Source organism: Halobacillus sp. BAB-2008, from assembly GCF_000328325.1.
Lineage (GTDB): Bacteria > Bacillota > Bacilli > Bacillales > Halobacillaceae > Halobacillus.
Map to the genome: position 1 here is coordinate 1 of NZ_ANPF01000056.1, position 25,201 is coordinate 25,201.

Genomic DNA, 25,201 nt, shown 5'->3' on the forward strand with positions numbered 1-25,201 from the left:
GGCTCTTCCGACGGTTCCGGTGAAGCGAGCATCACCGCCTTCACTTCCTCCAACGGCTCCAGAACAGAAGCGTGGAAAAGCTCCTCCTTGTTTTCAAAATAAGTAAACACCGTACCGAAGCTTACCCCGGCAGCCTTTGCCACCTCTTTGATCGTCGCATTGGAGTACCCATTCATAGAGAACATCTGGATCGCAGCTTGAAGGATCCGTTCTCTCTTTTCTGCAGACTTCTGCATCGCCATAAGTGTCCACTCCTTTTTCCATAGTTATTAATGATTGATTGATTAATCATTATTGTATTGGATAAAATTGGAGTTGTAAAGCAGGAATACATATCATCCCTTAAAACAGCTCTTACACACCCTTATATTTTTCCATGAGATTAACCGGTCACAGTAAACGTTTTCATATATTTCGATTTGAAGATGTTTATCTATATATTTCAGGGGTATTACAGAACTAATACAATATACCTAAGGAGCCCTTGAATGAGATTGGAACAAGACCTTCTCCAGAGAATTGAAAACAAAGACAAAGATTCTTTAACCGAAATTTATGATTGCTACATCCAATACATATACAGATTACTTACCAGCAGAATCGATGACTCTTCCAGGGTAGAAAAGATTATAAAAGAATTATTTGAAGATATTTGGAACGATCCACAAAGCTATTCTCATGGTAAGTATTTCTCATCTACTTTAACTAAGAAATGTCTAATCCTAATCAGAGAGTAAATCATTTCCTTTCATTGAATAGCTATCTGACATAGATTCAAGGCTTGCCAATGTATATACCTATTGATATGTGATAAAATTTAATTACCACATTCTGGTCGGGAGCAATTCTCCCGGCTTTTTTATGTATACCTATGAAAGGAGGACAGCCATGAGCGCGTGCATCTTACTTAAAGAGCGCATCGAGAAGAAAAGACGGAACATGTACAACGCCTACCTCAGCCACGCCGACTATCCAAGCATCGTCAAGATCTCGCAGGAATTGGACCACCTTCTGAACCTTTACCGGAAACATTGCCAGTAAGGACGAATAGAACCACAGGCTCCGCGCATACTACATAATAAAAAGCAGATCGGAGAACAGCATGTTTAACTTTTTCCCCTATGATACGGCCGGATGGATTATGCTCGGTGCGATGGTTCTAAATTTTATTGGTATGCTTGTGCTGCTTTTTTGGGACTGAAGGGTAAGTGAGGTTTATGGAAGGAACGGAATGGAAAGGATGCAGATGGTGGCTCCCCAAATGAAGTGCTTTGACTGCATTCAAACCTTCATGGCGAGTCCCCCTCCAATCTTTAGTCAGAGCGCATGCTCTGGCTTTTTTTATCTGCTTCGAACGATTTACATGGTAAAATAAACCCATATTAACAGGAGGTGGTTTCCCATGAAACCAAGAGTATCTGTCATTACGATCGGCGTCGATAACCTGGAGGAATCGCTGCAGTTCTACCGGGACGGCCTCGGCTTTCCGACGGAGGGAATTGTCGGGGAAGAGTTCGAGTATGGAGCAGTTGCGTTCTTTGATTTGCAGCCTGGTCTGAAGCTTGCTTTATGGAACCGGGAAAGCATCGCTCATGAAACGAAAGTGAAAACAGGCAGCCCGAGCCCGACCGAGTTCACGCTCGGTCACAATGTCAACAGTAAAGCCGAGGTCGATGAAGTGATGAATAAGGCGGAAAAAGCTGGTGCATCGATCACCGACCCGACGCACGATACGTTCTGGGGTGGATACTCCGGTCACTTCCAGGACCCGGACGGGCACTTATGGGAAGTCGTCTGGAACCCCGCCTGGGATGAAGTGGAATAATTGACTTCCTGTATATAAAGAGACGACCATTTCTATTACAGGATGGCAGGGGAAATGGGACGTTATCCAGAGCCCACTTCCGGGAAGCTCTAGTATTCCTTTGTAAGTATTCCCTCTTCCTCCTCTGCCTGGTACTGGACCATCACTTGGGCATGAGGAAGCTTAAGATCATTCTTCAAAATATCCAAAAGCTCATCGACGCTTCGCTCATCCGCAGGTTTCCGCTCTCGATTGACCCATATGGACACGGAAGGAGCTGCGTCCAGCTCTTGAATAGCAGGCAGATCCGTTTCCCCTATATACTTATCCGTCAACGCCGGGTCCGCATAGCTTACTATTACCATTTCGATCTCGGTAAACCCTTTTTCCACATCCTCCATAATCAAATCAGAGAGCTCATCTTCAAAATAATTGACGGCATACGTATCCACCATTTCCCCACTGGCAGCATCCTCATAGACGGTGAAGTCGACGCCGTTCGTTGTATTCCTTACCTTTGCAGCATAATCGAATCCGTTGAAATTCCCCATGTTGTCGTACAACGTATCGTACATCTCCATCTGCCCGGAAAAATGAGCGTCCAGATACGCACCTGCCTTCTCCTTCACTTCCTCTTCTTTTCCTGCATCAGGAGTCATATCGACGATAAAAATAACGATGAGAAAACCGACGATAACTCCTGCACCTGCCATTGCAATGAGCGTCCATTTTCCTAACTTTCTCATAGAATCCTCCCTTCGTTTTACAAGTGTACTGATTAAAGCTATAGGAATCGCTTATAGGCACCGATAACCAACTTCGCCCAATCAACAACATTAGAAGGCAGTCCGTCTATCGGAAAATACCTCAGGTCGATGCTCTCTCCATCGGCCATCGCTAATTTCCCAAATGTATGCTGCGCTTCATAAATGCCGATTACGTTGTACACCTCATCGCCGTTCGGGTATTTGAAATAAAATTCCTTCCCGGACAGTTGGTCGATGAACGTGAATCCCTCCGCCCGCAGACCCGTTTTCTCAAAAAGCTCCCTCGCAGCGGTCTCTTCCAAACTTTCGCCCGGCTCCATGGCTCCGCCTGGTAATCCCCACTCCTCTGTATCAGAACGATGCTGCAGCAAAAGCTCTCCGGAATCGTTGAATACAAGCACGGTCGACCCAGGTACGATTAAAGGTCTTGTTCCAATCAGCTTCCTCATCTGCATGACATAATCAGACATACCGATCACCTTTTCCTTTCCGAAATCATTCCTCTTTAAAAGCTAACCCTTTCTCTTTCAAAGCGCCCTTCAGCTTCGGTATCGACGACGGCCCCAGGCCGTGAAATTTCAAGATTTCCTCTTCCCTGTAAGCAGATAACGTCTCCAAAGACGTGATTCCATTGTTTTCAAGAGCCCTTCTGGCGGGAGCTGCCAGGATGGAGAGAAATCCGGTTTCCGGTTTTCGCTTGCTTTCACAAATCGGGCAAGTGGGACAATCGCTGCTTTTATAGTACCGATGCCCCTTCTCACAGGTTCTCTGTTCTTTATTTTCAGTCATCTTCCTGCCTCCTTTAGTTACCAGTGTACCTGCAGTTTATTCCCATCCGGGTCATAGAAGTGGAAGTAGGCATGGCCGTTGTCTTCCCTTATCTCCTCCACCTTCACGTTGTGAGCGGTCAAGTGTTGGTGAAGCTCAGCCAGCCTCGGACTTGTAAACCCGATGCTGAACGCCGCTTCCTTATTAATCGTGAAATGGGCAAACGTTTCATCAGGGGTAGGCACCAAGATAAGTAGAAACGGACCATCCTCCACTTTGATGATCGCCATCGGTTCTTCCGTTATAGTCACCAGCTCGAGTCCCAACACGTCCGTGTACCACCGGGCGGAAGCCTTTAAATCCTTCACTGGAATCCTGACGTAGTGCACCTGTTCAATAAATGAATGACTCATCCTATCCCCTCCTTTTTTCTTATAGAATGCTTCACCAGACGCGGATGGAAAAAGCAGTGCATACTCCTTGGCTTTTCTTTTTCCATCATATCATCAAACATCAATTTTTTACCAAATCAGTTTCTTGATATAGAAATCCCCTGAATACGTACATTATTCAGGGGATGGAGCTTATACATTTCCCCCTTGTTTTCTTTCTTTTCACGGAAGTAAGCAGAGAGGAGTCCAGTGAGGGCGGCACCTAGCAGCATAATCGTCCACCACGGTTCCTTGTTTCCCGGGAAATGATTGATTACGAATAATCCTATGCACAGGAGCATGCTTACAGAAAGGAATACGATTGGCTTTTTTAATACGATCCCTCCTATTTTCAAACATATTTTACGCCATCAAGGAGGAAGTCAACATTTCCTTTGTACCCATTTATTAGGTGATGTATAGTTGGAAATAGAGGATTAAAATCCAAGAGAAGGAGCAAACATATGAAGCAAACCGTACCGATGAGATGGGACTTAGACTCTCTTTATCCAGGTGGGAGTCGCTCTCCAAAGTTAATGAACTTCCTGACAGAGCTTCAACATTCCATGGAAAACATCACCAATGATATACATAAACTACAACCATATGAAGAGGTAAGCACCGAGCCATTGGTGCAGGTATTTGATGAAATCCAGTACGTGATGAGCGGATCGTTCCAGGTGGAGGAGTACCTTATATGCCTGCGCGCCGAAAATACGCAGGATGACCATGTAACGAAAATGATCGCCGAGAGTGCGAAGACGAAAGCTGATCTTGAGAAAATGGAGGTGGAATTCGATTCATTACTGGCTTCTCTGTCTGAACATGCGTGGAACGAATTATTGGAGAACACAGAGGTGAGAACCTATCTTTTTCACTTAAAAGAAAGAAGACAAAGGATAGAAGCCAAACGTCCCCACGAAATAGAGAAAACGATTCAAAGCCTTTCTGTGAGTGGGTTTTCTGCGTGGGAAGACCATTACGAGCAGCAACTATCGAAACTAAGGGTCCCTGTGGAAACAGCCGGGAAGAAGGAGCCGTTTTCCATCGAGCAGGCGTTCAGTGAGGTGTTGTTTTCAGACGAGGAAGAACGAAGAAAAACGATCATCCAGTCCTATAACCACGTCTGTGCCTCGCATGCAGATACGTTCGCCTCTATCCTGAACAACATCAGCGGCTTCCGATTAGATGTTTATCGTGAACGGGGGTGGGACAATGTGCTAAAAGAAGCGCTGGAGCAAAACCGGATCAGCGAGGAAACGGTCGACACCATGACTGCTGTCGTGAAAGAAAACCAATACCTCCTTCGCGATTTCCTCGAAAGAAAAGCACAACTCGCCCGAAAAGAGACACTCACATGGTATGACATCCCTACGAGCAGTTTCCGATCCAAGCAGAAAATTTCTTATGCAGAAGCAAAAGACATCATTGTCCAGCAGTTCCATGCTTTCAGTGAAAAGCTGGGAGCTTTTGCGGAAAAGGCCTTCCAAGAAGGATGGATCGAAGCAGAAGACCGTGCCGACAAAATGGATGGTGGATTCTGTACCTCCCTGCCACTGGCCAAGGAAAGCCGGATTTTTCTTTCCTTTCGAGGCCACTATCAGGATGTCGTCACCATTGCGCACGAACTCGGCCACGCCTATCATAACGCCATTCTCCATGAGCTTCCCCACTTCGCCCGGCAAAAAGGGACAAGCGTCGCGGAGACGGCATCTACGTTCTCGGAGAATCTAGTATTGGATGCAGCTGTAAACAGAGCCACCACAGACCAGGAAAAACTGGCTCTCCTTGAAATGAAAATCGTAGCCGGTTCCACCTATTTAGGGATGATTCCTTCCATGTATGAATTCGAAAAAGAATTTTATAAAAAAAGACAGAATGGTTACGTCGGAAGCGAGGAAATATCCACCCTCATGGAAAAAACCGAAACCGCCTTATATGGAGACACGGTCGGCGAACATGATCGATATCACTGGATGACCATTCCGCAGTTCTATAGTACGGAAAAACCATTTTACAATATCCCCTACACGATCGGGTACTTATTCAGTAACGGCATCTACACCCTTTCCAAACAACAGGGGGAAGGATTTGCCCGACGATACGATGCTCTGCTGCGGGATACCGGAAGGATGACGGTAGAACAGCTGGCTGCTGCACACCTGCATCAGGACCTTACAGACAAGCACTTCTGGGAAGCTTCGATAAAACCGGTTGCAGACGCAATTGAAGAATATTTGGTGCTCACCAATACGATGGTATAAAAAGATGCCGGACCTCTCCATAGAGTTCCGGCATCTCCTTTCAAGCGTCAATCGAGCAATTTCCTATTGATGATCACATATACGATGGTAAGCAGCACGAGCATGGCGACTATAAGGACCGTACCTTCCCCGGCGTAGTGAACCACACTGTTGAAGATCGCAAGCAAACCTAAAGGCAGAAAAAAGCCAAGGCCCGTAACGGTGCCTAACAACGACTTATTCCGAATCATCTTCTCGTTAAAACCCGCCAGCAGCCACGTCTGTTTCTTTACTCCGACCAAAAAGGAAACCCCTAGAAGAACGATTCCGAGCAACAGCAATCCATAGTCCACGTTTTCTCCCGCCTTTCTGGGTCTATACCATATCTACGTTTTAAATCCATCCAGGTTCCAATATTTTACTTTGACGACTCAATACTTGCTTTTAGGAACAACAAAGAGGGCGATCATACCGACAAGCGAGAATAGGATAAACAAAAACGGATATCCTTCCATATCGACCAACCTTCCGGCAAGCGTCGATCCCATTACCTGCCCAAAGGCAAGCAGGACGAAAGGAACACCGATTCCGAGAGAAGGGTTGCTTTTGAATATGGAAATCCCCCATAGGATCAAAACCCCTGACATGAAAATATAGGAGCTGCCGAATAAAGCGGGGGAAAGCACACCTGCTAGTTTGTTTCCCGATAAAAACACCAATGCAATAGACGATACAGCTAACAGAATCACAGAAATCCGGTAGGCGCTTGCCATTCCGATTTTTTGGATGACGCCCCCGACGGTCCCGCCAAGCAGCCCCGCCGCTCCGATGATCACCCAAAACCACTCGCCCAGGTAAAGAGGGGCTGTGTCCAAATGCAGGATGTAGTCTCTGGAAAACGTCCAATAAGCAGAGCTTGCGATTCCCAATAAAGTCGCAGCAATGATCAATGGCAAGGAATGGTGCCAATTGGCTTTCTTAACTTGCACCGTCCTCTGCTTCCTCCCAGTTCTCTGTTTCAGAAGTGACTTATAATTAAGGAAGCATACCAGCGCAGCAATTGCCATGAAGATGAGATAGCTGATTCTCCAATGGTCACTAAGGACAATCGCCGTCACGCCCGTAAGCGCTGTTCCGATGCTGGTGCCTGAGTTGATCCAGGAGTTCGTTTGACTCTGCTGCGTTTCTTCGATATGTTCCTGAACGATATCTGCGTATGGTGGAGAGGAAAAGCCTGTACTCAGCCCGGCTGTGAAAATACCCAGACCGAGGAGCAGGGGGTTGGCAGAAGCAGCGATCACTCCTAATCCTATGACGGACGTGAACCCGGCTGTCATCAAGATGAAGGTTGGTGTAAACCTTTGAGAGAATACCATCACTAGAACGATAGCGATACAGTAGGCTAAATAGGACAACGAAGAAATCAGACCGGAAGTGGAAGCGTTCATAGGTATCGATTCACTAATGTATGGAAGCATCAGCCCGTAACTGAAACGGGATAAGCCATACGTGACCGCTATCATCGGCAGACCGACGGATATCAGTTTATTGGCATTCATGTCGCACCTCCATTTATATAGAACGTTCATTCTAATTTAGGGTAAAAAGAAAAGGAAATAGCGACTATTTCCTTGTTTGAACTTTTATCGTATCTGCTAAATGTCCAGCACCGGCTTTCACTTTTTCTATATCAAGAATCTGAGCCATCGAAGTTATTCCTTCCAACAAAATGGAAATCTGTACACTAAGGGATTCGCCATTTTTGAAAACCCTCAAATCTTTTGCGATTTTGTCGATAAGCTTCTGCTTGTGCTCCTGCGTCAGCGACGAAATGTCTTCGTTCGCTCCGGCATACTCCTGCTTGGCCCGAAGGAACATGCAGCCATTCATCCCTTCCTCTTCCACCCATTTCAGATGGGCCTCTACGATGGAATCGATATACGCTTCCGCATCCCCATCCTTGTTGATGATAAGGTCCAGACGCATGAAATACTGCTTCTCCCTTTCCCGTAACACGGCAGCGATCAACTCTTCTTTCGATTTGAAATGATAATACATCGTCATCGTCGCTACGTCTGCCTGCTCCAGGATTTTCTTGACCCCGACAGAATGAAACCCGTGCTCATAAAATAGTGCTTCCGCTGTCTCCATGATTGCTTCTTTTTTGCTTGATTTTTTCATCGTATCATCCTTATATAGAACGTTCATTATAACTAAGGTAACACAGGCCCGACATCAACACAAACCGGGATTTATTATAAAACCCCCGATTTAAAGGTCCATCCAGATTCTTTGGCACCCTATGAACGACTCCCCTTCAAAAGAGAGTCTATACACATCAGGCATCGCAAGCTGTTTCCAGAACGAATACCCATACGCTTCGTCAAAATAATTCATGATCAGCACCATGATATTCCCGTGGATTCCTATGACTACATTTTTGTTTTCATAGTCTGCTAAGACGGTTTTCATGCCTCTGATCCCTCGTTGCTGTGCGTCCCTGTTCGACTCTCCGCCTTCCCAGCTGAAGTCCGGGTCCGCCCATACTTTTTCGATTGCCGCTTCAAAGTCAGAGGCTTTCCCTTCCGTCAACGTCCTTTCTTTGAAATCCTCGAGGAGATGCACCTCTTTCCCATGAGAAACAGCCGTTCCTTCCACGGTTTGAACCGCTCTTGCATAAGGGCTGGAAAGGACGGCATCGATTTTCTCTTTTCTTAAAAGCTCGGTCACTTTCTCTGCATCCTTGTATCCTCTTTCTGATAACGGTCGATTCCTTTCGTCTGGTGTGTAGGTCGAATGGGCATGTCGTACGAGGTACAGGTTGGTCGTCATAGAAGCCTCCTGGAAATAAAAGTTGCGGCTAATAAAGTCGATTTGTATAGCTTTCTTCTAATCTCTTTTGAATGGAATCCACATTGGATCGTGGTAACTTCGCATGGTCAAACAACATGGCAGCAGCTGATGGCAGATGGGATTTGTCCAGCCAGGAGTCAGGCTTCCACAAGCCCGAACGCAGGAAAGCTTTCGCACAATGAACAAAGCATTCTTCTACCTCCACCCCGATACCGAGGAGCGGCTTTTTCCCTTTATGGGACATGCTCTCCAGAAGCTCGTCATCTGTCACTAACGTCGCTTTCCCATTCACCCTTAACGTTTCTTCCATTCCGGGAATGAAAAAGAGAAGACCTGCGCTTGGATTGGACAGAATGTTCCGCATCGAATCGACACGTTTATTGCCGGGCCTCTCCGGTATGACAAGCTGCTTTTCATTCAAAACCCGTACAAATCCGACCTCATCTCCCCTCGGGGAAACGTCGCAGAAGCCGGATTCATCGGCAGTGGATATAACAAGGAATGGAGATTTGGAGATAAACGCAGCACAATGATGATCCAGATAGGTCAATACTTTGTTTTTAACTAAGTCACTGGGAATACCGATGATGGCCCGCAATTCTTCTTCCGTTTGAATCGTTTCTTTGAAGCGATCGTTCTCTTTCATCATTACTCCTCCCCATTGCCCGATCAGCCAAGGCGCTTTGATCGGACTCTCAATCCTTCATCGATGACGAAATAACCGAGAGCGACAGGCAAGGCAACATACATGGCGATCGTTATGTAATTGTTGGTAACGAATGCAGCGGTTAACAGGAGCGCTGTCCCGATATGCAGGATCAATCGCAGGGGGAAGCTGTTGGAACCCAGTTTCTTAATCAACGCCTCCAAACCAATGGACAGAAGCGTTCCGCATAAGACGGCGAAGGTTAAAGCGTAGACAAAAAAGCGAACATACGTGGATAGTGGACCTTCAGAAATTAAGCTGTAGACGGGAACCGTGATCATCAGCAGAAGGAAAGCTGCTAAGGATTTTCTTTTTACCATCGTCCGGCGACTCCTCCTTTGTGAACGGACGGAACAGCGGCCGCCTGTTTATCTTGATGTATAGCTTTGGAAGGGGATTCCCTCCCCATAATGACTTGAAGATTTCGAGATGAAATGACCGGTGCATGGTCTTTAATGATTTTCCACCTCTTCTTTTCATACAGGCTTACCGCCGAAATGTTACTGATGGATGTAGTCAGGACGGCTGTAGAATTCCGTACGACCTCAAACAATTTATCGTGTAAAGAACTCCCGACTCCCCTCCTCTTATAGGAGAGGTCGACGGCTAACTCTACGAACTCAAAGCAGTCGTTCAACCAGAAGTCTGCTTGGTCCTGGGTCATCTGTTCTTCTAATTTCCCCCGATAAAATTGACCCGGCAGACTTTTATAACCATACGCGAAACCTGCCAGACGACCGTCCTGATCGGTGGCTTTCATCCCTGTATATCCTTCATAAGTGGTGTCCTTTTGTATGTTCCGGAGTGCGGATTCCTTCTCCTCGTTCGAGAAACCTTCCCCTGTAAAGGCGCGGCAGTATAACTCGGCAGCGTCCAGTAAGTCTTCTTCCAATAAAGATGTGTAGTGCATTTCCATCCCCCCTCTTTCCTCTTCTATTTCTTGGAGGATCATTCCTTCTACGATGAAAAAGAAAATATATCCACCCTTGCCATTACTTACGTCGCAAATCGAAAGACTCAGGCAGATTCTTTTATTTTCATGCTGAGGAGGAATATTATAAAGAGGTAGGGAGGAATGAACATGAGTAAAACAGCTATCATTACAGGTGGAGCCAGCGGAATCGGTAAGGCAACGGCTATGCTGCTTGCAGAAGAAGGCGTAAACGCAGCAATCGTCGATGTCGATGCCACTGCTGGGGAGGAAACGGTTCAGGAGCTGAAAGCGAAAGGCGTCGACGCCCTCTTCGTGAAGGCGGACGTTTCGAAAAAAGAAGACGTCAAAAATTACGTCGATCAGACGGTCGAGCACTTCGGCGGGATCGATTATTTCTTCAATAACGCCGGTATTTCCGGAAGCGGGAAATACTATTTGGATACGTCGGTCGATGAGATCGAGAAAATCGTCGGCATCAACCTGCTTGGCGCGCTGTATGGTGTCCGCTACGTAGCAGAAGTCATGGTGAAGAACGGCGGCGGATCGATTGTGAATACATCCTCCAGTGCCGGTGTCATCGGCCAGGATTCGGTCGTCACGTATTCCGCAACGAAACACGGCATCGTCGGGTTGACGAAGAGCATGGTAGCGGAATATGCGAAGGACGGGCTGCGGGTCAACGCCATTGCACCAGGTCCGACAGAAACGAAAATGGTGAAAGAATTCTACGAAGCCAATCCGAAAATGAAGGAAAACGCCACCGGCGGTATTCCGCAGAAGCGTCTCGGTACACCGGAGGAAGTCGCAGAATTAGTGACCTTCCTGCTGACGTCCAAAGCGCAGTACATCAACGGTGAAGTCATCAGCATCGACGGTGGATTCACGAATACAAAATAAACACAGCCAAAGCAGCCCGGTACCGGGCTGCTTTTTCATGCTGTCGGAATAGACGAAAGGGATAAAAAACCTTCTTCCATAACCTTTCATTTTGACCGGACGCAGCCGATATTAAAGGAAAAGAAGCTATAAAGGAGTTACACATGAACAAAGTTGATGCATTCATTACATCCATTCCATACATAAAAGAAATCCTGCGGGAGGATACGATGCTTACCGTATTCGACCACGAAAAGTACCTCTACTACTCCCCGAGTGAAGAGCTGAACTTCCAGCACCAGCCGGGTGATCCGCTGCCTGACGGATACTTGAACTTTCAGATGGTCGATCCGAACGGCACGACCGTCGTGAAGGTCGGAGAAGAAGAGTTCGGGGTTCCCTTCAACAGCATTTCTTTTCCTATTAAAGAAAACGGGCAGGTGATCGCTGCCGTCAATGCAGCTGTCAGTACACGGAAGCGGGACATGTTCACCTCCATCATCACTTCGATGGAAGACATTTCTGAATCGCTGCTTGGCAAAGTGCAGCACATCGCCGCCCACTCCGAGGAGCTGTCCGCGACGACCGAGCAGATTTCACAGAACACGAAACAGACAGCCCAGTATTCGCGGAACGTGACAGACGTCGTCTCAACAATCCGCAGCATCAGTGACCAGACGAACCTGCTCGGCCTGAACGCCGCCATCGAAGCCGCCCGCGTCGGAAGCGTCGGCGCCGGATTCGGCGTCGTTGCCGATGAAGTCCGCAAGCTTTCCGCCGACTCGAAGACGGCGACAGAAAAAATAGAAGAAACGCTGAATGCCATCAAAGGAGCGATCAGCCGGATGGAGGAGGATTTCCACGATATCGCCGAATCTTCCCAAGAGGAAGCGAAGCTCGTGACGGCATTCATGACCGAAATCGAGAAGTTGAATAAAACATCGACGGATTTGAAAGAGTACATGAGTCAGGCATTCATTAAAGGATAAGGAAAGAGGAAAGCGGATCTCCGGCATGATACGGAGATCCGCTTTCCTCGTGCTGGGAGCACTTATTTTAAACGGTCGTGCAGGAACTGTTTGATTAAAGAAGCACTTGTATGCAAATCTTCTTCTAATGGAAAGTGCCCGGTATTTAGAAGGTGTACTTCACAGTCTTCGAGATCTCTTTGAAAAGCAAGTGCCCCTTCCGGCCCAAAGAATATATCGTTTTTCCCCCATACAGCCAGTGTAGGAGGCTGATACGTCCTGAAGAATTCCTGCCATCGTGGATATTGTTTAAGGTTGTTCCTGTAGTCGTATTGCAAAGCAAGCTGGATGTCGTCATTGCCGGGACGATCCAATGCCCATTGATCCATATTCCAGGCATCGGGACTGATGCGTTCGGGGTTTCGCGTTCCGTTCGTATATTGATACTTCGTAAACTCCGCAGATAAAAGAAATCGGATGTTATTCTTATTTTCCTCACTCGGATTTCCCCAATAGGTGCGGACAGGGTCCCAGGCAGGCAGGAGCCCTTCTTCATAAGCGTTCCCATTTTGAGTAATGATGGATTGAATTCGTTCCGGATGGTCGGCTGCCAACCGGAAGCCTACCGGAGCTCCATAATCATGAACGTAAATACTGAACTTCTCTAAGTTTAATTCTTCTACAAATTCATGGATCAAAAGAGCGATGGTATCGAATGTATAATCAAACTCTTCCAATTCAGGCTGGTCACTGTTTCCGAACCCTGGATAGTCAGGGGCCACAATATGATAATCCTCCATCAGCTCTGTAATTAAATTTCGGAACATATGAGAAGAGGAAGGAAAACCATGAAGCAAGAGAATTGTTGGATTTTCTTTATTTCCCGCTTCCCTGTAAAAAATCGATATGCCATTCACTTTCACTGTTTTGTACGCCACTTCCATGTAATCACCTCATAAGTTTTTTAGTAGCCATGCTCCATCCAATCCTTGTAATACGACAACACTTTACATTCCTAACATTTTATAACCTCTTAAAAATAATTTTAAAGGTTATAAACTTACATTAAGGCACATTTTATAACTTGTCAACATATCTTTTAACGGTTATATTTAAGGGGGGAGGAGAAAGAGATGGATAAATCACTATTTGTTTTAGGTGGTCCTGCATGGATCAACCTTGTCAATACTACTTACAACGCCAATAAACAAGAGATTGATACCTTAGACGATAGATCTGCTACGTTTCAATGGCTGAAGGAAAACAACGTCGTGCGGCAGTCTGATCTTGACGCATTGGAAAACAAAGAAACCCTGCATGCGCTGATCCATGAGCTTCGTTCGCTTCGAAGCCTTTGCCAAATCGTCCTGTCTGATCTGGAACAAAATAAGGAAGTATCCCTCGATACAATCAAGCAGTTACAAAAGATGTCGGAAGAGCTGAACGTCCGTCTGACCGTTGCATCTGCTGAGGAAGCATTTAAATTGGTGTGCGAAGGAATGTCGGTGAAGGATCATGTCCTGTACCATATCATTCGATCTATTTTTCACACACTGGAAACAACTTCTGTCAGCCGGATACGAAATTGTGAGCATGAAGAATGCCGTCTCTACTTCGTGGATACCTCTAAACCAGGAAAAAGGCGCTGGTGCAGCATGGAAATGTGCGGCAACCGTAAGAAGGCTGCTGAATTCTATGCAAAGAAAAAGAAAAAATAGTTACTAAACAAAATGGACTGGAAAGATGTTACTCCAAAGCGTTGGGTTCGTTCCGTAAGCAGACGAAGTTCCCCTGCAACATTTTTCTAACGCCCCTTTCAGGTGAAAACTTGAATCCAGGGGTTCTTCATCATGTATTACATGTGCAGTAAGTTAAGCACCTGCACGCTCTCCTAATATGTAGCAAACAAAAAAACCCGCTGCCTAAGCAGCGGGTTTTTACTATAAGCGAATGTTCTTATCCCACGTTATGACCGGGCACTGGAACATCCTCTTGTTTATCTTTTTTCATAAGCTTATCAGCAATGGCAGTAATTGCTCCATCGCCCGTAACGTTCGTTGCGGTACCGAAGCTGTCTTGAGCCAGGTAGAGAGCAATAATTAAAGAGACCATGGTGGAATTAAATCCTAACATCGATTCGAGAAGGCCGATGGCTGCCATGACCGCTCCGCCAGGTACACCCGGGGCGGCAATCATTGTAATTCCTACCATCAGTATGAACGGGAATACGTCTGCGAATGTGGTTGCTTGTCCTTGCATATACATAACCGCCATGGCACAGCTGGTAATCGTGATCGCACTTCCTGCCAAATGGACATTAGCAAGTAACGGCACAGCAAAGTCTGCTACACGTTCCCGTACCCCGATTTTCTTCACGTGCTTTAAGGTGACGGGAATCGTAGCCGCTGAAGACTGCGTTCCAAGCGCTGTAAAGTAGGCAGGCGTCATTACTTTCAATAAGCGGAATGGATTCCTGCCATGCATACTGCCTGCAATACAATACATGACTACAAGATAAAGCAAGTGCAGCGATATGATCATCAAGAACACTTTCGCGAATACACTCAAGATTGTCCCTACTTGTCCTGCATACGTCATATTCGCGAAGATTCCGAATATATGAAACGGTAATAGAGGGATGATGACGTTCTTTATTACTTTCTGGATAATGGAGCGGAATTCATTCATGACTTGTAATAAATAATCCCCTTTAACAGCCGTCATTCCTACCCCTAACAAGAAAGATAATATAAGTGCGGCCATTACGCCCATAATGGGAGTCATTTCAACGGAAAAAGGTGCTTCCACCAGCGATTCTTCCGGATTAGCAAAGGATTCTCCACTTTGCCCTTGCAAAAAGGATGGGTACAGATTCTTAGCAAACAAAAAAGCCACCGTACCTGCCAGGACCGTAGAGGCATAGGCTAATCCAGTCGTCAGACCAAGCATCTTTCCTGCGCCTCTTCCCATGGACGCGATGCCGGGAGCAATAAAACCGAGAATGATTAACGGGATGACAAAGCTCAGAAAGTTACCGAATAAACCTGTAAATGTTGCAGCAATTTCAATAAGGATTTCTGGTGCAAATTGCCCTATCACGATACCTAAAGCGATCGCAAGAACAATCCTTAACAACAATGGTATTTTTTTCATCTCCCTCTTCCTTCCTCCTGTTGCTGAATTTTAACGAGTTCATGTGTAATAGAATAAAACCTGGTTTATACGATAACCTTTTTTTAATGGTTTGTGAAGTATAAAAAAACTGTAAAAACAGTGGATATTTATGAGTACAGCTCCTGTTTTGTGCTGCTGCTTCCCCATCGCCATCCCAGTGTTTTAAGCAGCTCATGGTTTCTAATCTTCTATTTCACAAAAGAGAGGGAGTGCATGTCACGATACTTAGAGACGGTGATCATTCCTGCAGCACGTTCTATTCACGATCTTCTCTCTAAATCACTGATTCTGTCTTCCAGCTCTTTCACTTTGTTGGTACTGATCGCGCCTGTCGTAAACGCAATCAGACCGAAAATGAATCCCATGATCCCAAAAATGAACCCCATCATTCCGAAAACGTCCATGTAATCCCCACCTTTCTCCTGGTATATTGTTCCCAATCTGTTCTCCTTCGTTTTATGTATATGCCTTGATTGGGAGTTTTCCAAATTCCATTTCCTTTCACGTCCATTCGCATGTGAATGATACGACTTTCCCCAACTATATCCAATTCATCATAACAGATCATCATTCCTTCCTCTTTTTTGGTTTAACCCATCGTATAATAAAAACCGACCCTTTATCAGAAAAGGTCGGTTTACATTCAGGGTTCCATTCACGAAAGTATCTGTTCCAGTCGTGCCTCTATTTTCTCCGCGGTCATAACGCCCCCGCCAAGCCCGATTACTTCATCCCCTTTCTTCAAAAGCAGTGTGGGATAGCTGTGGATATCAAGCTGCTGAACCTTCGCAAAGTCCGCACGGGCGTCTGCGGTAGAATCTACACTTTCGAATCGTGCCTCTACCGCGTCTGGATCGAGTCGATTTTCTACAGCGATTTCCCGATAAGTTTCCGGGTCACGGAGACTCTTACCTTCGTAATAAAATTTATGCTGCATGGAAGCGGCCAGGTGGTAGGCACGGGCTGGAGCGAAATGCCGCAAAGCTGCAAATCCTTCAGCCGCCGCTTCCGAGTCCAATAGGAAACCTCCTTCTTCCAGCAATGTTTGGTAGGATTCCCCAAACTCGGCACCTGTCAACTGACTGATTCGCTTATTCGCTTCCGGTATGTGCGGGAAAGAGTCGATCGGCAGCTTTCTTTCACCTGCAAATAGACCTCCCGATAAAACAGTCAAGGGAAGTTCAGGGTGTTTCGCGTGAAATTCTCCCAGACTCCTGGAGAACCCGTAACACCAACCACAGTACGCATCCCATATATAGAGAAGGGACATGCCTTCCTTATTCATAGTAAAACCTCCTTCCTATTTTCAATGCAGACAGGACTTACTCTGCTTCGCCGACGACCGTAAACCGTTCATTCTTGTGCTGCGGGTTCTCTATTTCATCTAACACGGCAATCGCATAATCCGCATAACTGATGTAGCTTTCCCCTTTTGAATTGACGAGAAGATGGTCTTTTCCTTTTTTATAGGATCTGGTTCTTTTTCCTTCCGCATCAAATACGGCAGACGGACTGACAAATGTCCAAGTAATATCAGGTGTTGCCTGCAGCTCTTCCAAATTCCGCCCCTGCCCTTTTGCCGTCGGTTTAACTGCATCCGGAAATTCCGGGGTATCTATTAATTGCATCGTTTTTTGATCATCCACATAAAGACTTCCAGCCCCTCCGACGATCATCGCTCTTGTATTCGTCCCTTTCAAAGCTTCGATTAAAGCGTGGCCGGCATCCACATGTGCCTGCTCTTCTCCAAGTGGAGCACCGAAAGCATTCACGACTACTTCATACTTCTGAACGTCCTCCTGCGTAAGGTCTGATATATCTTTTTCAATCACATGAACATCCGTATCTTTGAGCTTCGACTTATCTCTTACGATAGCCGTCACGTGATGCCCCCGACGGACTGCTTCCTTCAAAATCAGGTTACCTGCTTTTCCACTTGCTCCAATAATTCCGATTTTCATTTCAATTCCTCCTCTATTGATTTCAACCTGTAACAACTTCGATTACATGTAACTAGTTTAATTACAACCGAGGTGGATGTCAACAAAAACAATTCCCTTTTGTTATAATGTACATGTAACCGCATGATTTACATGTACAAAAGTAAGGATGGTGACCAGATGTCCATCAGCAGCAGATTTTCCGTCGGCATTCATGTGCTGGCTCTGATTGAAATAAATAAAGATGGAATAAGTTCTTCTGAATATTTAGCGGGAAGTGTGAACACGAACCCAGCCGTAATCAGAAAAATCATGGGCATGCTTAGAAAAGCAGGATTAATAAAAGTACAGCCCGGTATTGCAGGAGCAGAACTGGCGAAAGATTTATCAGAGATCACCTTGCTGGATGTTTATAAAGCCGTAGATGTTGTCAAAGACAAGGAACTCTTCAGCATACACGGAAATCCAAGTCCTGATTGTACCGTCGGAAGGAATATCCAACATACCATTGAACCACTCTTCAGCAGTGCTCAACGTGCAATGGAGAAGGTGCTTGAAGCTGTCACCATTGAAGATGTGGTAAAGGATATTCAAGACAAAGAAAAAGGTAATGATGAAAACAAAATATAAAAAAGGACATTCCCTTTTCCAGGAATGTCCTTTTTTTCATTGCGACACCTTTATAGGAGTCATCTCTATAAATCTCTTACCCTATCTTATGCGATTTCTCCTCGGACTCCCCCTGCGAGGACGCTCTGATATTCGACAGCACCTCACGAGTGGAATCACTGATTTCCGCTTCAAAGTACGGCTCGTAAGCTTCCAAAGGAGCCCTTTTCGTCGAGTAAACCGCGATCATCACACCAATGAGGGATGCAGCAACGGCGATGACAAAAGGCAGCTCGTATCCTAAGCTTTCGCCGCGATATAAACGAGAGACCCGATAATGATACCGGCATAAGCACCGGCCCGGTTCATCCGCTTCCAGTACAGACCTAAGAATACGACGAGGAAGAAGGCGGCGCCGAACCCTCCGTATACGTAGACAAAGCCCATCGCCAAAAACCACGGTGGATTGATCGCTAACAGAACAGCCACGGCGGCGATCCCGAATATACTCAGGCGGAGCCAGTTCTTGAACTTCTTCTCACTGATCTTCTTCGGAGCTATGTTCAAGTACACGTCATAATAAAGTGACGTAGCGCAGTGCAGGAGCATGGAGTTGGCCGTCGATATAGCCGCTGCACAAATGGCTACCAGGGTAATGGCACCGATAATCGGCGGCGTGTACTCCTGAATGACCAAAGGAATGATATAATCGGTCGTCTTTCCGACCGGTATGCTGGGTACGAGCACTTTCGCCCCGAGACCGATGACGATCAGCGGCCCCATGATGAAGATCAACACGACGATCGTACCTACGACCTGCAAAATCGCCACTTTCACGTTTTGAGGCGCCAGCATCCTTGTGACCCAGTGCGGGGAAGAAGGCGTCCCTAAAGAGTTCGAAATGAAAATGGAAAGCAGGGCCCCGATACCGAAGGTCCCGAACGGGGAAAGCAGGATACCCTCCTCAAGGTCCGGTCCGCCGACGTTTGTCGGAGCGGTTGTCGTCGCAAGCGTGTCCAGGATACTGCCGATTCCACCCGTTAACGACCATACGACACCGCCCGCAAGCAGGACGCCGATCGTAATGAGGATCGTGTTCACCGTATCTGTCGCTGCCACCGACCAAAATCCACCTACACTGGTAATGATAATAAATAATAAGAATCCAAAGATTGCGAGTTTGTAATCAATGCCTGTAATACTGGAAAACACAATACCGAAACCAGTCACCTGAATATTGACGAGAAGCAAATAACCGATAAACATAAGAATGCCGACAATCGCCTGCAGAGCACTCTTGTTCTCAAACGGCTCGAACCGATGCCGGATGAATTCCGGAAACGTCCTGGCCGGCTTTTCCGGTCGTCTAATTTTGTACGCGACGATCGGAATCAAGGCACCACCGAAGCACCAGCCCGCGACCCAGCCGATGACAGCTGCGACACCGGAGCTGTACAAATAACCAGGGACCCCGATGACAGAAGCCACACTGACCCACGTCGCTGCCGTGGTACCGATACCAAGAAGCAGCCCCATCCTGTGGCCTCCGGCTGTATAATCATCGATCGACTCTGCTTTTTTCAAACTTTTTATATTCGCCCATACTAGAAAAAGCACATAAAAACTAAATACGACTACATACCATATCATTTGTCAGCAACTTCCTTCCCCACTTCATTTATACTTGAACAGTTTCCCTGTAGCTCCCCACCGTTTCACTCCTGATTTCTCCACTTTGTAACAGAGAAAGGTGCCTAACAGGAAGGAGAAAATCATCGTTCCCACCCACACCATCATCGCTATGAACATCGCCATCCTCCTCTTCATCCTTTTATGGAACCACTTGAAGCGATCACCAGCCCCTTTTTTGAAAAAAATAAAAAACCCTTCACTCACTAAGAGAAAAGGGTTTCGCACAACCGTAACGGGCTGCTGCTTGTCCTCTCATCTTCGGAATGACTTTCGCCTTCCACTGAAATTGGCACCGTGCATGCATCTGCCGGTTGCCGAGGCTTCACAGGGTCAGTCCCTCTGCCTCTCTCGATAAGAAAATTCAAACTATTCGATTGGTAATAGATTTCATTCTACCACATACCGCCGTTTCGTCAATTCCCTTCGTCACGAACCTCTCTAAGCTGGAGCCTTCAATTGGATACCAGTCGGATGATTTGAATCAGGATATACATCAACAGCAGAATCCCGATCCCTAAAGCCCGAATGCCGTACACCTGCCGTTCGGATAAATCCCTTCCCTGACTTTGTCTCCACGCAGGATAGAAGAATCCGACCACAGGAGCAAGAATGAGACCGATGGACATGAGTACGACAGAGATAGCTTCCATATGCCGGCTCCTTTTTTTAGAATAAAAAGAGAGCCCGCTTTAGTGCAGATCGGCTCTCTTCGTTCAACGCTTTTCCTTTCACCACAACAGGACAGCCATGATAAGGAATGCTATCAGAAAAATACTGATACGTATGATTCTCGGGATAGAAAACCACCAGGCTGTCACTTTGAATGAAATGCTTTCTTGGTCTTTGCTATTTTTATTCCCTTTGATACGAATTCCCCCTAAAAACCAACAGCTAGAAAAAGCCGTTTGAAGCATGTACTGCTTTTTGTTTTGTTCCAGAAAAAAGATCCTTCTCTTATTTTGTTCGACCTCAATGTCACTGGTAATCTTTATTAATCGCACCTCATTTATCGCTTTTTCAGAAAGCATAGAGAGTGGTTTAATCCTTTTCTTTATTATCCCGATAGCCGAGATCCAATTTATAAAAAATCAATTGACCTATATACACGAAGATAAGGAGTGTCCACAAACTATCTTCGACAGGATGAACGAATGTATCCACCAGGAACAGGATCAGGTACGAAACCAGTATTAAAATGGTTTGGATAACGAAGTTCTTTTTAAAACTCATCCAATCACCTCGGGGTCGTTTATAGATTACCCTGTTCTCCTCAGCCGTTCATGAAGTCCCATAACGCAGGCCCGTACAAGAGAGAAGCTAGACTGATGTAGACAAAGGATCTTCTTTGGCATATACCCTCTTCATTGGATTTAATTCCCATCTCAAGCGAAGATTAAGCCCGTGAAAGGATTTTCCCACCATTCATCAGGCGGTTTAGAAGTATGCGTGACCTTTATTACTTTTGCATGAACGATGCACGCCCGTTTATAAAATACCAGCCCCGAAAACATATAGTTGCCCTTACCTCAACCGTTGCTCCTCCCTGTCTCTGCCAAAGAAATGATAGAAAACTATTTCAAAAATGAGAAAGCCTGTAACGAGGGCACCTATATAGGGAGAGGGAGAGTCTGCCGCGTAGAAAATGACGAGGCAAAGCACAAAGGTAAGAAAGCCGGCAGCTATGGAAGACTTAACAAGTTTTGCACGCATTAAAAAGACTCCTTTACTGATGATGCTCCTTCATTACTCGAAAGACTCTGCCATCTTAATCATGTCTTCCTTCGACATCCCCTCAACCTTGCCTTTCCACTCATACGTAATCGATCCATTCGTCCAAATCAGCCGCTGCTCTCCGCCTTCCTTACCTGCATAACGCGCCGTCTGATCACCGACCATCGCTTCTTCCGTCTCTGTTTCTTCATAAGCAATTTCGCCGTCCTTGACGGTTGTCAGTTCCAGCTCTTCTCCCTTTTCACCATAAAAAGTGAAGATCAACCGGCTCTCTTCCTGCTGTTTGCTCCCCGAGTCGACTTGTACGCCGTCCACTTCATACGGCATGATCGTCGGATACATCGGCTGGTAAGCTTCGTCACCTGCGACGGCCTCCGCCATAGATGAATCGTACCGGTAAAGGCCTTCTTCTATTTCTTCCGGTTTATCGAAGGCATGGAGCAGGGGTTGGCCGTCGCTGAAATGCACCCGGGTGACATTCCCCTCTTCGTCCGTATTCACTCTTCCCTTAATACCTGCCGTCTCCCCATTACTGATGTTGATCTGGATATCAAAATCATACGCACCTTCCACATCCCCACTCTCTTCCACGTCCAGTTTCTTTATATCCATCTTTACATCATTGCTGTAAGCTTTTTGGTGAAAGCTTGTAAACAAGTTGGTATTCATCGCATCTTCCATCCGCTCATCGGTCATGTATCCGCTGAACTGCTCCTCGTAATAGTTTATGATGCCTTCGTGATCACTCTGATCAAAAAGCTTCGTTAATGCTTCATCCGGTCCGGAGAACATTTTCTCCAGCATCTCTGTCACCTTTTCTTTCGTCGTCGGCTTCTCTTCTGTATCTTCTCCTGCAGACGGATCGGATGAACAGCCGACAAACAGCAGCAGTACCACAGCAAGGGCGGTCATTTTTTTCCACATCGAAAAAACCTCCGTTTGTGTGTCTTCTTATATGTACGAATACCTACGGCCATTGGTTTCATAAAAATGGTAATAAAGGAAGAAACGCACCAGTCCCCACTTAAGGTATGGCGCGTTTTCGTTCTTATTTCCTGCTGTTTTCCTTCCATCTTTTCCTGTTGAATACCCACAGGGAGAAGAAGATAATGACAGCTGTTCCCACGGATAGAACCGTAGTATTTTCTACTGCATTTACTAAATTAGTCGTTAATACGATCGATAAGAGGATGGATAGAGTAAGTCTCCGTCCATTGTCCATTTCCTGTCACCTCCAAGCCGGTTCCAGTGAAATGGTCTCATAAAATCAGGCATTGACTCAACAGGAGGAGGAAATCCAGTCGGCAGCAAAAGTCCAGGTGCAGTAATTCCCATTTCTGCACCTGGACTTTTTATATCCGGTTTTTTTCTGTAGCGCTTTTACCACAAAAACGGCATCTGGTTCACCATCCGGTCGACGAGGCTCATGCCGACGAGGAAGAAGAACAGCATCATGACGACGCTCGTGATCAGCAGTCCGTAGAAACTGTCGAGGCCGCCTTCGGTTTCCCTGTCCGCATCGATGGAGAAAACAAGAGTGACGCTTGCGAGCAGGAACGCGACGAGTGTGACGAGATAGACGAGAGCGCCGACGAAGTTCAGCGAGATCAGCTGCAGGAAGTTGGCAAGAACGAGACCGCAGCCCGGGATGATGGCGAGTGCACCGTAGCGGGCCAGGACGTTCTTGAAGCTGACGTCGTTATGCATCAGTTTGGCGACGCCGACATTGATACCGGCGTAGACGGCGAGGAACAAGAGCATGTAGAGGAACGGCTCCAGGACGGTGGCGCCGAACGGGACCTTGACGAATCCTCCGAATCCTCCGGCCGCTTCCCGTGCGACGAAGTAGGAATACAAAGGCATCAGAAGGGCGATCGCAACGAGGGTGAGGACGCCTTCAAGGAGCTGGTTTTCCCCTGTCGCCCTGCTCGCCTGCCACGGGCCTTTCAGCGCATCGCGGGCGAAGGTGACGAACGAGCTCCCTGTCCGGGCCGCCCGGTTCGTATAGGGACCGCCGACTGGAACCGGAAGCGCGGCTCTGCGCACGACCGCCTCCCCTTCCACGCTGGAAGCGGGCAGACCGCAGCCTCCACAGAAATTCGCATCGGCCTCGATTGTCGTGCCGCATTGTTGACAGTACATAGAATCATCCCTTTCCATCTATTTGGTTGTTCTCTGGTGCCGCATGAAAAGAATCAGTTTCTATCGGTGTCCCGGATGGTGATTTCCTCGATCGCGAACGTGCCGTCGACAAGAACGAGCCGGTACTCCTTCTTCCGGTCATAGTCGACGCTCGCACCGTCCGCTCCGTGGAAGACGAACGTCTCCCTTGTCGTCAGGAAAAAGGTGTTCTCATCCCGGGCATCGATCGCCGACACTTCATTCGTGAGGAACTCATAGGATGAGCCGTCCTCTTCAAGCCCGGCCATGAAGCTTTTCAAATCAGAGGCTGCAACGCTTCCCTCTTTCAAAAAAGGTTCAATCCGGCTGTAGTCGCGTGTGTTCAACGCTTCTTCATACGCCGTCCGGAATGCTTCTACGAATTCAGCCGCCTGTTCTTCCCCGCCCCCGGGAGCCGCGGCTTCCACCGGCGCTTGTTCCTCCTCAAGGAAGGCATCTTCCTCCTCCATGCCGAACAGGAACGGGAGCGCACCGAACGAGACGTCTCCCGGACGGACGACCTCGGACTTCTCCACCCTGCCGTCTGCATTCTTCCATTCGGCGTGCAGCTCAAGCTTCGCATCCTCAGGAACCGGCCCGATCTCCCCGACCTCGGCGAGCGTCTTCTTCGTACTCTTTCCGTTCACGAACAGGACGGCTTCCGGCTTGTTCGTATCGATGCCGTAGGTGGAATAGAGGAAGTCCGCATAGAAATCGTAGCCGTTCTCCCCGGAAAAAATATCGAGCACCCATGTCTCCTTCCAACCCCCGTAATCACCGTCCGCTTTTCCTTTTATCTCATACGTCCCCGGATAGGCGGAAGCGAGCGTCTCCCTCTCGACCGGATCTTTGAAATCGTACGTCTCGTTCTCGACCTCAAAGGACGTATCGGAGAGCTCTGTCGTCACATGAACCGTCGTCGGCACCGCTTCGAACTCGAACCTGTCATAGAAAAGGAACGGTTTCTTCTTCACGATAAAAAACGGATTGCCGTAATCATCGCGCACGATCCGATCGAATTCCTGCTCCGCGTGGACAGCTCCGGTCAGCCGCTCACGAATCGTCTCCCAATCGCTCGTCTTGATGTAGCGCAGGTACTCCTCTTCCTTCAGCCAGGCGTCCTTCTTCACCTCAAGCTTATCAAGAAAACCTTCCGCATCCTCCTCCGTCACCGCCCGGTCCATCGCCTTGATCTTCGTGACCGGGTCAAGCAGCTGCGTCACGATGAAATGCCCGGCGACAAGCAGCACAATCGCCGCTCCTCCGATCAGGAACGTCAGCTTCTGCTTCTTCGAAAGCGGTGCCGTCTTCCGTTTCCCGGAAACGCGCGAGGCCCGCTTATTCCCACATCCTGTACAAAAGTTCTCCCCGTCCTTGAGCGCCTTTCCGCAATGCGTGCATGTTGCCATCGATGTGCCCCCCTCCTCTGCTGATCGGCCGTTATGTATCCAAGCTCTCCCCTTATTCAAGGACTATATTCACAAGGAAACATGGTTATGACACGCGGCCTCTGTAGGGAAGACGGGAAGCATGTCCTCCTTTCGG

General features: G+C 47.2%; 34 protein-coding genes and 1 riboswitch. Of the genes, 8 read left to right on the forward strand and 26 right to left on the reverse strand.

Going from position 1 to position 25,201, the window contains the following annotated elements:
• Nucleotides 1–242 (reverse strand): TetR/AcrR family transcriptional regulator (locus D479_RS12770; protein ID WP_008637720.1); only part of this gene is annotated, 242 nt, incomplete at its 3' end.
• A gap of 246 nt (nucleotides 243–488) precedes the next feature.
• Here D479_RS12770 and D479_RS12775 point away from each other — a divergent pair.
• From D479_RS12775 to D479_RS12780, 3 genes are all read left to right on the forward strand, one after another.
• Nucleotides 489–737: a hypothetical protein gene (locus D479_RS12775; protein WP_008637722.1), complete on the forward strand. Its 249-nt coding sequence runs from the start codon at nucleotides 489–491 to the stop codon at nucleotides 735–737.
• A gap of 151 nt (nucleotides 738–888) precedes the next feature.
• Nucleotides 889–1,041: an aspartyl-phosphate phosphatase Spo0E family protein gene (locus D479_RS20255; RefSeq protein ID WP_008637723.1), complete on the forward strand. Its 153-nt coding sequence runs from the start codon at nucleotides 889–891 to the stop codon at nucleotides 1,039–1,041.
• A 361-nt stretch (nucleotides 1,042–1,402) separates the two neighbouring features.
• Nucleotides 1,403–1,825 (forward strand): VOC family protein, encoded by a 423-nt coding sequence (locus tag D479_RS12780; protein WP_008637724.1) that lies wholly within the window; start codon nucleotides 1,403–1,405, stop codon nucleotides 1,823–1,825.
• Nucleotides 1,826–1,914: 89 nt separating this feature from the next.
• Here the strand turns inward: D479_RS12780 and D479_RS19965 are convergent, their stop codons facing one another.
• Genes D479_RS19965 through D479_RS12800 form a run of 4 tightly spaced genes read right to left on the reverse strand, consistent with a single transcriptional unit; the run spans nucleotide 1,915 to nucleotide 3,752 of the window.
• Nucleotides 1,915–2,550, reverse strand: coding sequence for a hypothetical protein (locus tag D479_RS19965; protein WP_008637725.1), 636 nt, complete (start codon nucleotides 2,548–2,550; stop codon nucleotides 1,915–1,917).
• Nucleotides 2,551–2,588: 38 nt separating this feature from the next.
• The gene (locus D479_RS12790; RefSeq protein ID WP_008637726.1) at nucleotides 2,589–3,041 is read right to left on the reverse strand and encodes an NUDIX hydrolase; all 453 of its coding nucleotides are present in this window, start codon (nucleotides 3,039–3,041) and stop codon (nucleotides 2,589–2,591) included.
• A 25-nt stretch (nucleotides 3,042–3,066) separates the two neighbouring features.
• Nucleotides 3,067–3,360: an RNA polymerase alpha subunit C-terminal domain-containing protein gene (locus D479_RS12795; protein ID WP_008637727.1), complete on the reverse strand. Its 294-nt coding sequence runs from the start codon at nucleotides 3,358–3,360 to the stop codon at nucleotides 3,067–3,069.
• Between the two features lie 17 nt (nucleotides 3,361–3,377).
• On the reverse strand, nucleotides 3,378–3,752 hold the full coding sequence (locus D479_RS12800) for a VOC family protein (RefSeq protein ID WP_008637730.1): 375 nt from the start codon (nucleotides 3,750–3,752) through the stop codon (nucleotides 3,378–3,380).
• A 482-nt stretch (nucleotides 3,753–4,234) separates the two neighbouring features.
• On the opposite strand from D479_RS12800, the gene D479_RS12810 reads away from it, so the two are divergent.
• Nucleotides 4,235–6,034 (forward strand): M3 family oligoendopeptidase, encoded by a 1,800-nt coding sequence (locus D479_RS12810; protein ID WP_039871467.1) that lies wholly within the window; start codon nucleotides 4,235–4,237, stop codon nucleotides 6,032–6,034.
• A gap of 47 nt (nucleotides 6,035–6,081) precedes the next feature.
• On the opposite strand, the gene D479_RS12815 is transcribed toward D479_RS12810, so the two are convergent.
• From D479_RS12815 to D479_RS12845, 7 genes are all read right to left on the reverse strand, one after another.
• The gene (locus D479_RS12815) at nucleotides 6,082–6,366 is read right to left on the reverse strand and encodes a DUF3784 domain-containing protein (RefSeq protein ID WP_008637735.1); all 285 of its coding nucleotides are present in this window, start codon (nucleotides 6,364–6,366) and stop codon (nucleotides 6,082–6,084) included.
• 78 nt (nucleotides 6,367–6,444) lie between these two features.
• Nucleotides 6,445–7,572, reverse strand: coding sequence for an MFS transporter (locus D479_RS12820; protein WP_008637737.1), 1,128 nt, complete (start codon nucleotides 7,570–7,572; stop codon nucleotides 6,445–6,447).
• Between the two features lie 64 nt (nucleotides 7,573–7,636).
• The gene (locus D479_RS12825; RefSeq protein WP_008637739.1) at nucleotides 7,637–8,194 is read right to left on the reverse strand and encodes a TetR/AcrR family transcriptional regulator; all 558 of its coding nucleotides are present in this window, start codon (nucleotides 8,192–8,194) and stop codon (nucleotides 7,637–7,639) included.
• A 90-nt stretch (nucleotides 8,195–8,284) separates the two neighbouring features.
• A complete protein-coding gene (locus D479_RS12830; protein ID WP_008637740.1) occupies nucleotides 8,285–8,845 on the reverse strand; it encodes a histidine phosphatase family protein in 561 nt (186 codons plus the stop codon).
• Nucleotides 8,846–8,873: 28 nt separating this feature from the next.
• The gene (locus D479_RS12835; RefSeq protein ID WP_039871468.1) at nucleotides 8,874–9,515 is read right to left on the reverse strand and encodes a pyridoxamine 5'-phosphate oxidase family protein; all 642 of its coding nucleotides are present in this window, start codon (nucleotides 9,513–9,515) and stop codon (nucleotides 8,874–8,876) included.
• A 20-nt stretch (nucleotides 9,516–9,535) separates the two neighbouring features.
• The gene (locus D479_RS12840) at nucleotides 9,536–9,892 is read right to left on the reverse strand and encodes a hypothetical protein (protein ID WP_008637746.1); all 357 of its coding nucleotides are present in this window, start codon (nucleotides 9,890–9,892) and stop codon (nucleotides 9,536–9,538) included.
• On the reverse strand, nucleotides 9,886–10,482 hold the full coding sequence (locus D479_RS12845) for a GNAT family N-acetyltransferase (RefSeq protein WP_193743885.1): 597 nt from the start codon (nucleotides 10,480–10,482) through the stop codon (nucleotides 9,886–9,888). Before D479_RS12845 ends, D479_RS12840 begins: the two co-directional genes overlap by 7 nt.
• A gap of 171 nt (nucleotides 10,483–10,653) precedes the next feature.
• Between D479_RS12845 and D479_RS12850 the strand changes: the two genes are divergently transcribed.
• Nucleotides 10,654–11,403 (forward strand): glucose 1-dehydrogenase, encoded by a 750-nt coding sequence (locus D479_RS12850; RefSeq protein WP_008637760.1) that lies wholly within the window; start codon nucleotides 10,654–10,656, stop codon nucleotides 11,401–11,403.
• A 143-nt stretch (nucleotides 11,404–11,546) separates the two neighbouring features.
• Nucleotides 11,547–12,371 (forward strand): methyl-accepting chemotaxis protein, encoded by an 825-nt coding sequence (locus D479_RS21210; RefSeq protein ID WP_008637761.1) that lies wholly within the window; start codon nucleotides 11,547–11,549, stop codon nucleotides 12,369–12,371.
• A 62-nt stretch (nucleotides 12,372–12,433) separates the two neighbouring features.
• On the opposite strand, the gene D479_RS12860 is transcribed toward D479_RS21210, so the two are convergent.
• Nucleotides 12,434–13,294, reverse strand: a complete 861-nt coding sequence (locus D479_RS12860) for an alpha/beta hydrolase (RefSeq protein WP_008637762.1) — start codon at nucleotides 13,292–13,294, stop codon at nucleotides 12,434–12,436.
• A gap of 189 nt (nucleotides 13,295–13,483) precedes the next feature.
• Between D479_RS12860 and D479_RS12865 the strand changes: the two genes are divergently transcribed.
• Nucleotides 13,484–14,068, forward strand: a complete 585-nt coding sequence (locus D479_RS12865; RefSeq protein WP_008637763.1) for a CGNR zinc finger domain-containing protein — start codon at nucleotides 13,484–13,486, stop codon at nucleotides 14,066–14,068.
• Nucleotides 14,069–14,306: 238 nt separating this feature from the next.
• Here D479_RS12865 and D479_RS12870 read toward each other — a convergent pair whose 3' ends face one another.
• The 4 genes from D479_RS12870 to D479_RS12885 all read right to left on the reverse strand — a co-directional run bounded on the left by D479_RS12870 (nucleotide 14,307) and on the right by D479_RS12885 (nucleotide 17,485).
• On the reverse strand, nucleotides 14,307–15,503 hold the full coding sequence (locus D479_RS12870) for a dicarboxylate/amino acid:cation symporter (RefSeq protein WP_008637764.1): 1,197 nt from the start codon (nucleotides 15,501–15,503) through the stop codon (nucleotides 14,307–14,309).
• 281 nt (nucleotides 15,504–15,784) lie between these two features.
• Nucleotides 15,785–15,964 carry a hypothetical protein gene (locus D479_RS12875; protein WP_039871471.1) on the reverse strand — a complete coding sequence of 60 codons (180 nt, stop codon included), beginning with the start codon at nucleotides 15,962–15,964 and terminating at the stop codon, nucleotides 15,785–15,787.
• 215 nt (nucleotides 15,965–16,179) lie between these two features.
• Nucleotides 16,180–16,809 (reverse strand): DsbA family protein, encoded by a 630-nt coding sequence (locus D479_RS12880; protein WP_008637767.1) that lies wholly within the window; start codon nucleotides 16,807–16,809, stop codon nucleotides 16,180–16,182.
• A gap of 37 nt (nucleotides 16,810–16,846) precedes the next feature.
• Nucleotides 16,847–17,485, reverse strand: a complete 639-nt coding sequence (locus D479_RS12885; protein ID WP_008637769.1) for an NAD(P)-dependent oxidoreductase — start codon at nucleotides 17,483–17,485, stop codon at nucleotides 16,847–16,849.
• 159 nt (nucleotides 17,486–17,644) lie between these two features.
• On the opposite strand from D479_RS12885, the gene D479_RS12890 reads away from it, so the two are divergent.
• Nucleotides 17,645–18,094 (forward strand): Rrf2 family transcriptional regulator, encoded by a 450-nt coding sequence (locus tag D479_RS12890; protein WP_008637771.1) that lies wholly within the window; start codon nucleotides 17,645–17,647, stop codon nucleotides 18,092–18,094.
• 279 nt (nucleotides 18,095–18,373) lie between these two features.
• Here the strand turns inward: D479_RS12890 and D479_RS12895 are convergent, their stop codons facing one another.
• The 9 genes from D479_RS12895 to D479_RS12930 all read right to left on the reverse strand — a co-directional run bounded on the left by D479_RS12895 (nucleotide 18,374) and on the right by D479_RS12930 (nucleotide 25,065).
• Nucleotides 18,374–19,723 (reverse strand): sodium:solute symporter family protein, encoded by a 1,350-nt coding sequence (locus D479_RS12895; RefSeq protein ID WP_008637775.1) that lies wholly within the window; start codon nucleotides 19,721–19,723, stop codon nucleotides 18,374–18,376.
• A gap of 24 nt (nucleotides 19,724–19,747) precedes the next feature.
• Nucleotides 19,748–19,882 carry a hypothetical protein gene (locus tag D479_RS21215; RefSeq protein WP_008637776.1) on the reverse strand — a complete coding sequence of 45 codons (135 nt, stop codon included), beginning with the start codon at nucleotides 19,880–19,882 and terminating at the stop codon, nucleotides 19,748–19,750.
• Nucleotides 19,883–20,014: 132 nt separating this feature from the next.
• Nucleotides 20,015–20,123: riboswitch (SAM riboswitch) on the reverse strand.
• 94 nt (nucleotides 20,124–20,217) lie between these two features.
• Nucleotides 20,218–20,415, reverse strand: coding sequence for a hypothetical protein (locus D479_RS12900; protein WP_008637779.1), 198 nt, complete (start codon nucleotides 20,413–20,415; stop codon nucleotides 20,218–20,220).
• A gap of 388 nt (nucleotides 20,416–20,803) precedes the next feature.
• The gene (locus tag D479_RS12910; protein WP_008637782.1) at nucleotides 20,804–20,995 is read right to left on the reverse strand and encodes a hypothetical protein; all 192 of its coding nucleotides are present in this window, start codon (nucleotides 20,993–20,995) and stop codon (nucleotides 20,804–20,806) included.
• 291 nt (nucleotides 20,996–21,286) lie between these two features.
• On the reverse strand, nucleotides 21,287–21,475 hold the full coding sequence (locus D479_RS12915; protein ID WP_008637783.1) for a hypothetical protein: 189 nt from the start codon (nucleotides 21,473–21,475) through the stop codon (nucleotides 21,287–21,289).
• Between the two features lie 33 nt (nucleotides 21,476–21,508).
• Nucleotides 21,509–22,420, reverse strand: coding sequence for a DUF4367 domain-containing protein (locus tag D479_RS12920; protein ID WP_008637784.1), 912 nt, complete (start codon nucleotides 22,418–22,420; stop codon nucleotides 21,509–21,511).
• Between the two features lie 124 nt (nucleotides 22,421–22,544).
• A complete protein-coding gene (locus D479_RS20775; RefSeq protein WP_193743886.1) occupies nucleotides 22,545–22,718 on the reverse strand; it encodes a hypothetical protein in 174 nt (57 codons plus the stop codon).
• 158 nt (nucleotides 22,719–22,876) lie between these two features.
• Nucleotides 22,877–23,638: a zinc ribbon domain-containing protein gene (locus D479_RS12925; protein ID WP_008637785.1), complete on the reverse strand. Its 762-nt coding sequence runs from the start codon at nucleotides 23,636–23,638 to the stop codon at nucleotides 22,877–22,879.
• 53 nt (nucleotides 23,639–23,691) lie between these two features.
• Nucleotides 23,692–25,065 (reverse strand): zinc ribbon domain-containing protein, encoded by a 1,374-nt coding sequence (locus D479_RS12930; protein ID WP_008637786.1) that lies wholly within the window; start codon nucleotides 25,063–25,065, stop codon nucleotides 23,692–23,694.
• Nucleotides 25,066–25,201 lie beyond the last annotated feature (136 nt).

Coding starts and splice junctions, on each gene's coding strand:
- D479_RS20775 (WP_193743886.1), bottom strand. CDS start 22,718: ATGGACAATGGACGGAGACTTACTCTATCCATCCTCTTATCGATCGTA.
- D479_RS21215 (WP_008637776.1), bottom strand. CDS start 19,882: ATGTTCATAGCGATGATGGTGTGGGTGGGAACGATGATTTTCTCCTTC.
- D479_RS20255 (WP_008637723.1), top strand. CDS start 889: ATGAGCGCGTGCATCTTACTTAAAGAGCGCATCGAGAAGAAAAGACGG.
- D479_RS12870 (WP_008637764.1), bottom strand. CDS start 15,503: ATGAAAAAAATACCATTGTTGTTAAGGATTGTTCTTGCGATCGCTTTA.
- D479_RS19965 (WP_008637725.1), bottom strand. CDS start 2,550: ATGAGAAAGTTAGGAAAATGGACGCTCATTGCAATGGCAGGTGCAGGA.
- D479_RS12830 (WP_008637740.1), bottom strand. CDS start 8,845: ATGACGACCAACCTGTACCTCGTACGACATGCCCATTCGACCTACACA.
- D479_RS12845 (WP_193743885.1), bottom strand. CDS start 10,482: ATGCACTACACATCTTTATTGGAAGAAGACTTACTGGACGCTGCCGAG.
- D479_RS12810 (WP_039871467.1), top strand. CDS start 4,235: ATGAAGCAAACCGTACCGATGAGATGGGACTTAGACTCTCTTTATCCA.
- D479_RS12790 (WP_008637726.1), bottom strand. CDS start 3,041: ATGTCTGATTATGTCATGCAGATGAGGAAGCTGATTGGAACAAGACCT.
- D479_RS12865 (WP_008637763.1), top strand. CDS start 13,484: ATGGATAAATCACTATTTGTTTTAGGTGGTCCTGCATGGATCAACCTT.
- D479_RS12900 (WP_008637779.1), bottom strand. CDS start 20,415: ATGGAAGCTATCTCTGTCGTACTCATGTCCATCGGTCTCATTCTTGCT.
- D479_RS12885 (WP_008637769.1), bottom strand. CDS start 17,485: ATGAAAATCGGAATTATTGGAGCAAGTGGAAAAGCAGGTAACCTGATT.
- D479_RS12800 (WP_008637730.1), bottom strand. CDS start 3,752: ATGAGTCATTCATTTATTGAACAGGTGCACTACGTCAGGATTCCAGTG.
- D479_RS12840 (WP_008637746.1), bottom strand. CDS start 9,892: ATGGTAAAAAGAAAATCCTTAGCAGCTTTCCTTCTGCTGATGATCACG.
- D479_RS21210 (WP_008637761.1), top strand. CDS start 11,547: ATGAACAAAGTTGATGCATTCATTACATCCATTCCATACATAAAAGAA.
- D479_RS12915 (WP_008637783.1), bottom strand. CDS start 21,475: ATGCGTGCAAAACTTGTTAAGTCTTCCATAGCTGCCGGCTTTCTTACC.
- D479_RS12850 (WP_008637760.1), top strand. CDS start 10,654: ATGAGTAAAACAGCTATCATTACAGGTGGAGCCAGCGGAATCGGTAAG.
- D479_RS12795 (WP_008637727.1), bottom strand. CDS start 3,360: ATGACTGAAAATAAAGAACAGAGAACCTGTGAGAAGGGGCATCGGTAC.
- D479_RS12910 (WP_008637782.1), bottom strand. CDS start 20,995: ATGAGTTTTAAAAAGAACTTCGTTATCCAAACCATTTTAATACTGGTT.
- D479_RS12860 (WP_008637762.1), bottom strand. CDS start 13,294: ATGGAAGTGGCGTACAAAACAGTGAAAGTGAATGGCATATCGATTTTT.
- D479_RS12880 (WP_008637767.1), bottom strand. CDS start 16,809: ATGAATAAGGAAGGCATGTCCCTTCTCTATATATGGGATGCGTACTGT.
- D479_RS12890 (WP_008637771.1), top strand. CDS start 17,645: ATGTCCATCAGCAGCAGATTTTCCGTCGGCATTCATGTGCTGGCTCTG.
- D479_RS12925 (WP_008637785.1), bottom strand. CDS start 23,638: ATGTACTGTCAACAATGCGGCACGACAATCGAGGCCGATGCGAATTTC.
- D479_RS12780 (WP_008637724.1), top strand. CDS start 1,403: ATGAAACCAAGAGTATCTGTCATTACGATCGGCGTCGATAACCTGGAG.
- D479_RS12930 (WP_008637786.1), bottom strand. CDS start 25,065: ATGGCAACATGCACGCATTGCGGAAAGGCGCTCAAGGACGGGGAGAAC.
- D479_RS12825 (WP_008637739.1), bottom strand. CDS start 8,194: ATGAAAAAATCAAGCAAAAAAGAAGCAATCATGGAGACAGCGGAAGCA.
- D479_RS12775 (WP_008637722.1), top strand. CDS start 489: ATGAGATTGGAACAAGACCTTCTCCAGAGAATTGAAAACAAAGACAAA.
- D479_RS12895 (WP_008637775.1), bottom strand. CDS start 19,723: ATGATATGGTATGTAGTCGTATTTAGTTTTTATGTGCTTTTTCTAGTA.
- D479_RS12920 (WP_008637784.1), bottom strand. CDS start 22,420: ATGTGGAAAAAAATGACCGCCCTTGCTGTGGTACTGCTGCTGTTTGTC.
- D479_RS12835 (WP_039871468.1), bottom strand. CDS start 9,515: ATGATGAAAGAGAACGATCGCTTCAAAGAAACGATTCAAACGGAAGAA.
- D479_RS12820 (WP_008637737.1), bottom strand. CDS start 7,572: ATGAATGCCAATAAACTGATATCCGTCGGTCTGCCGATGATAGCGGTC.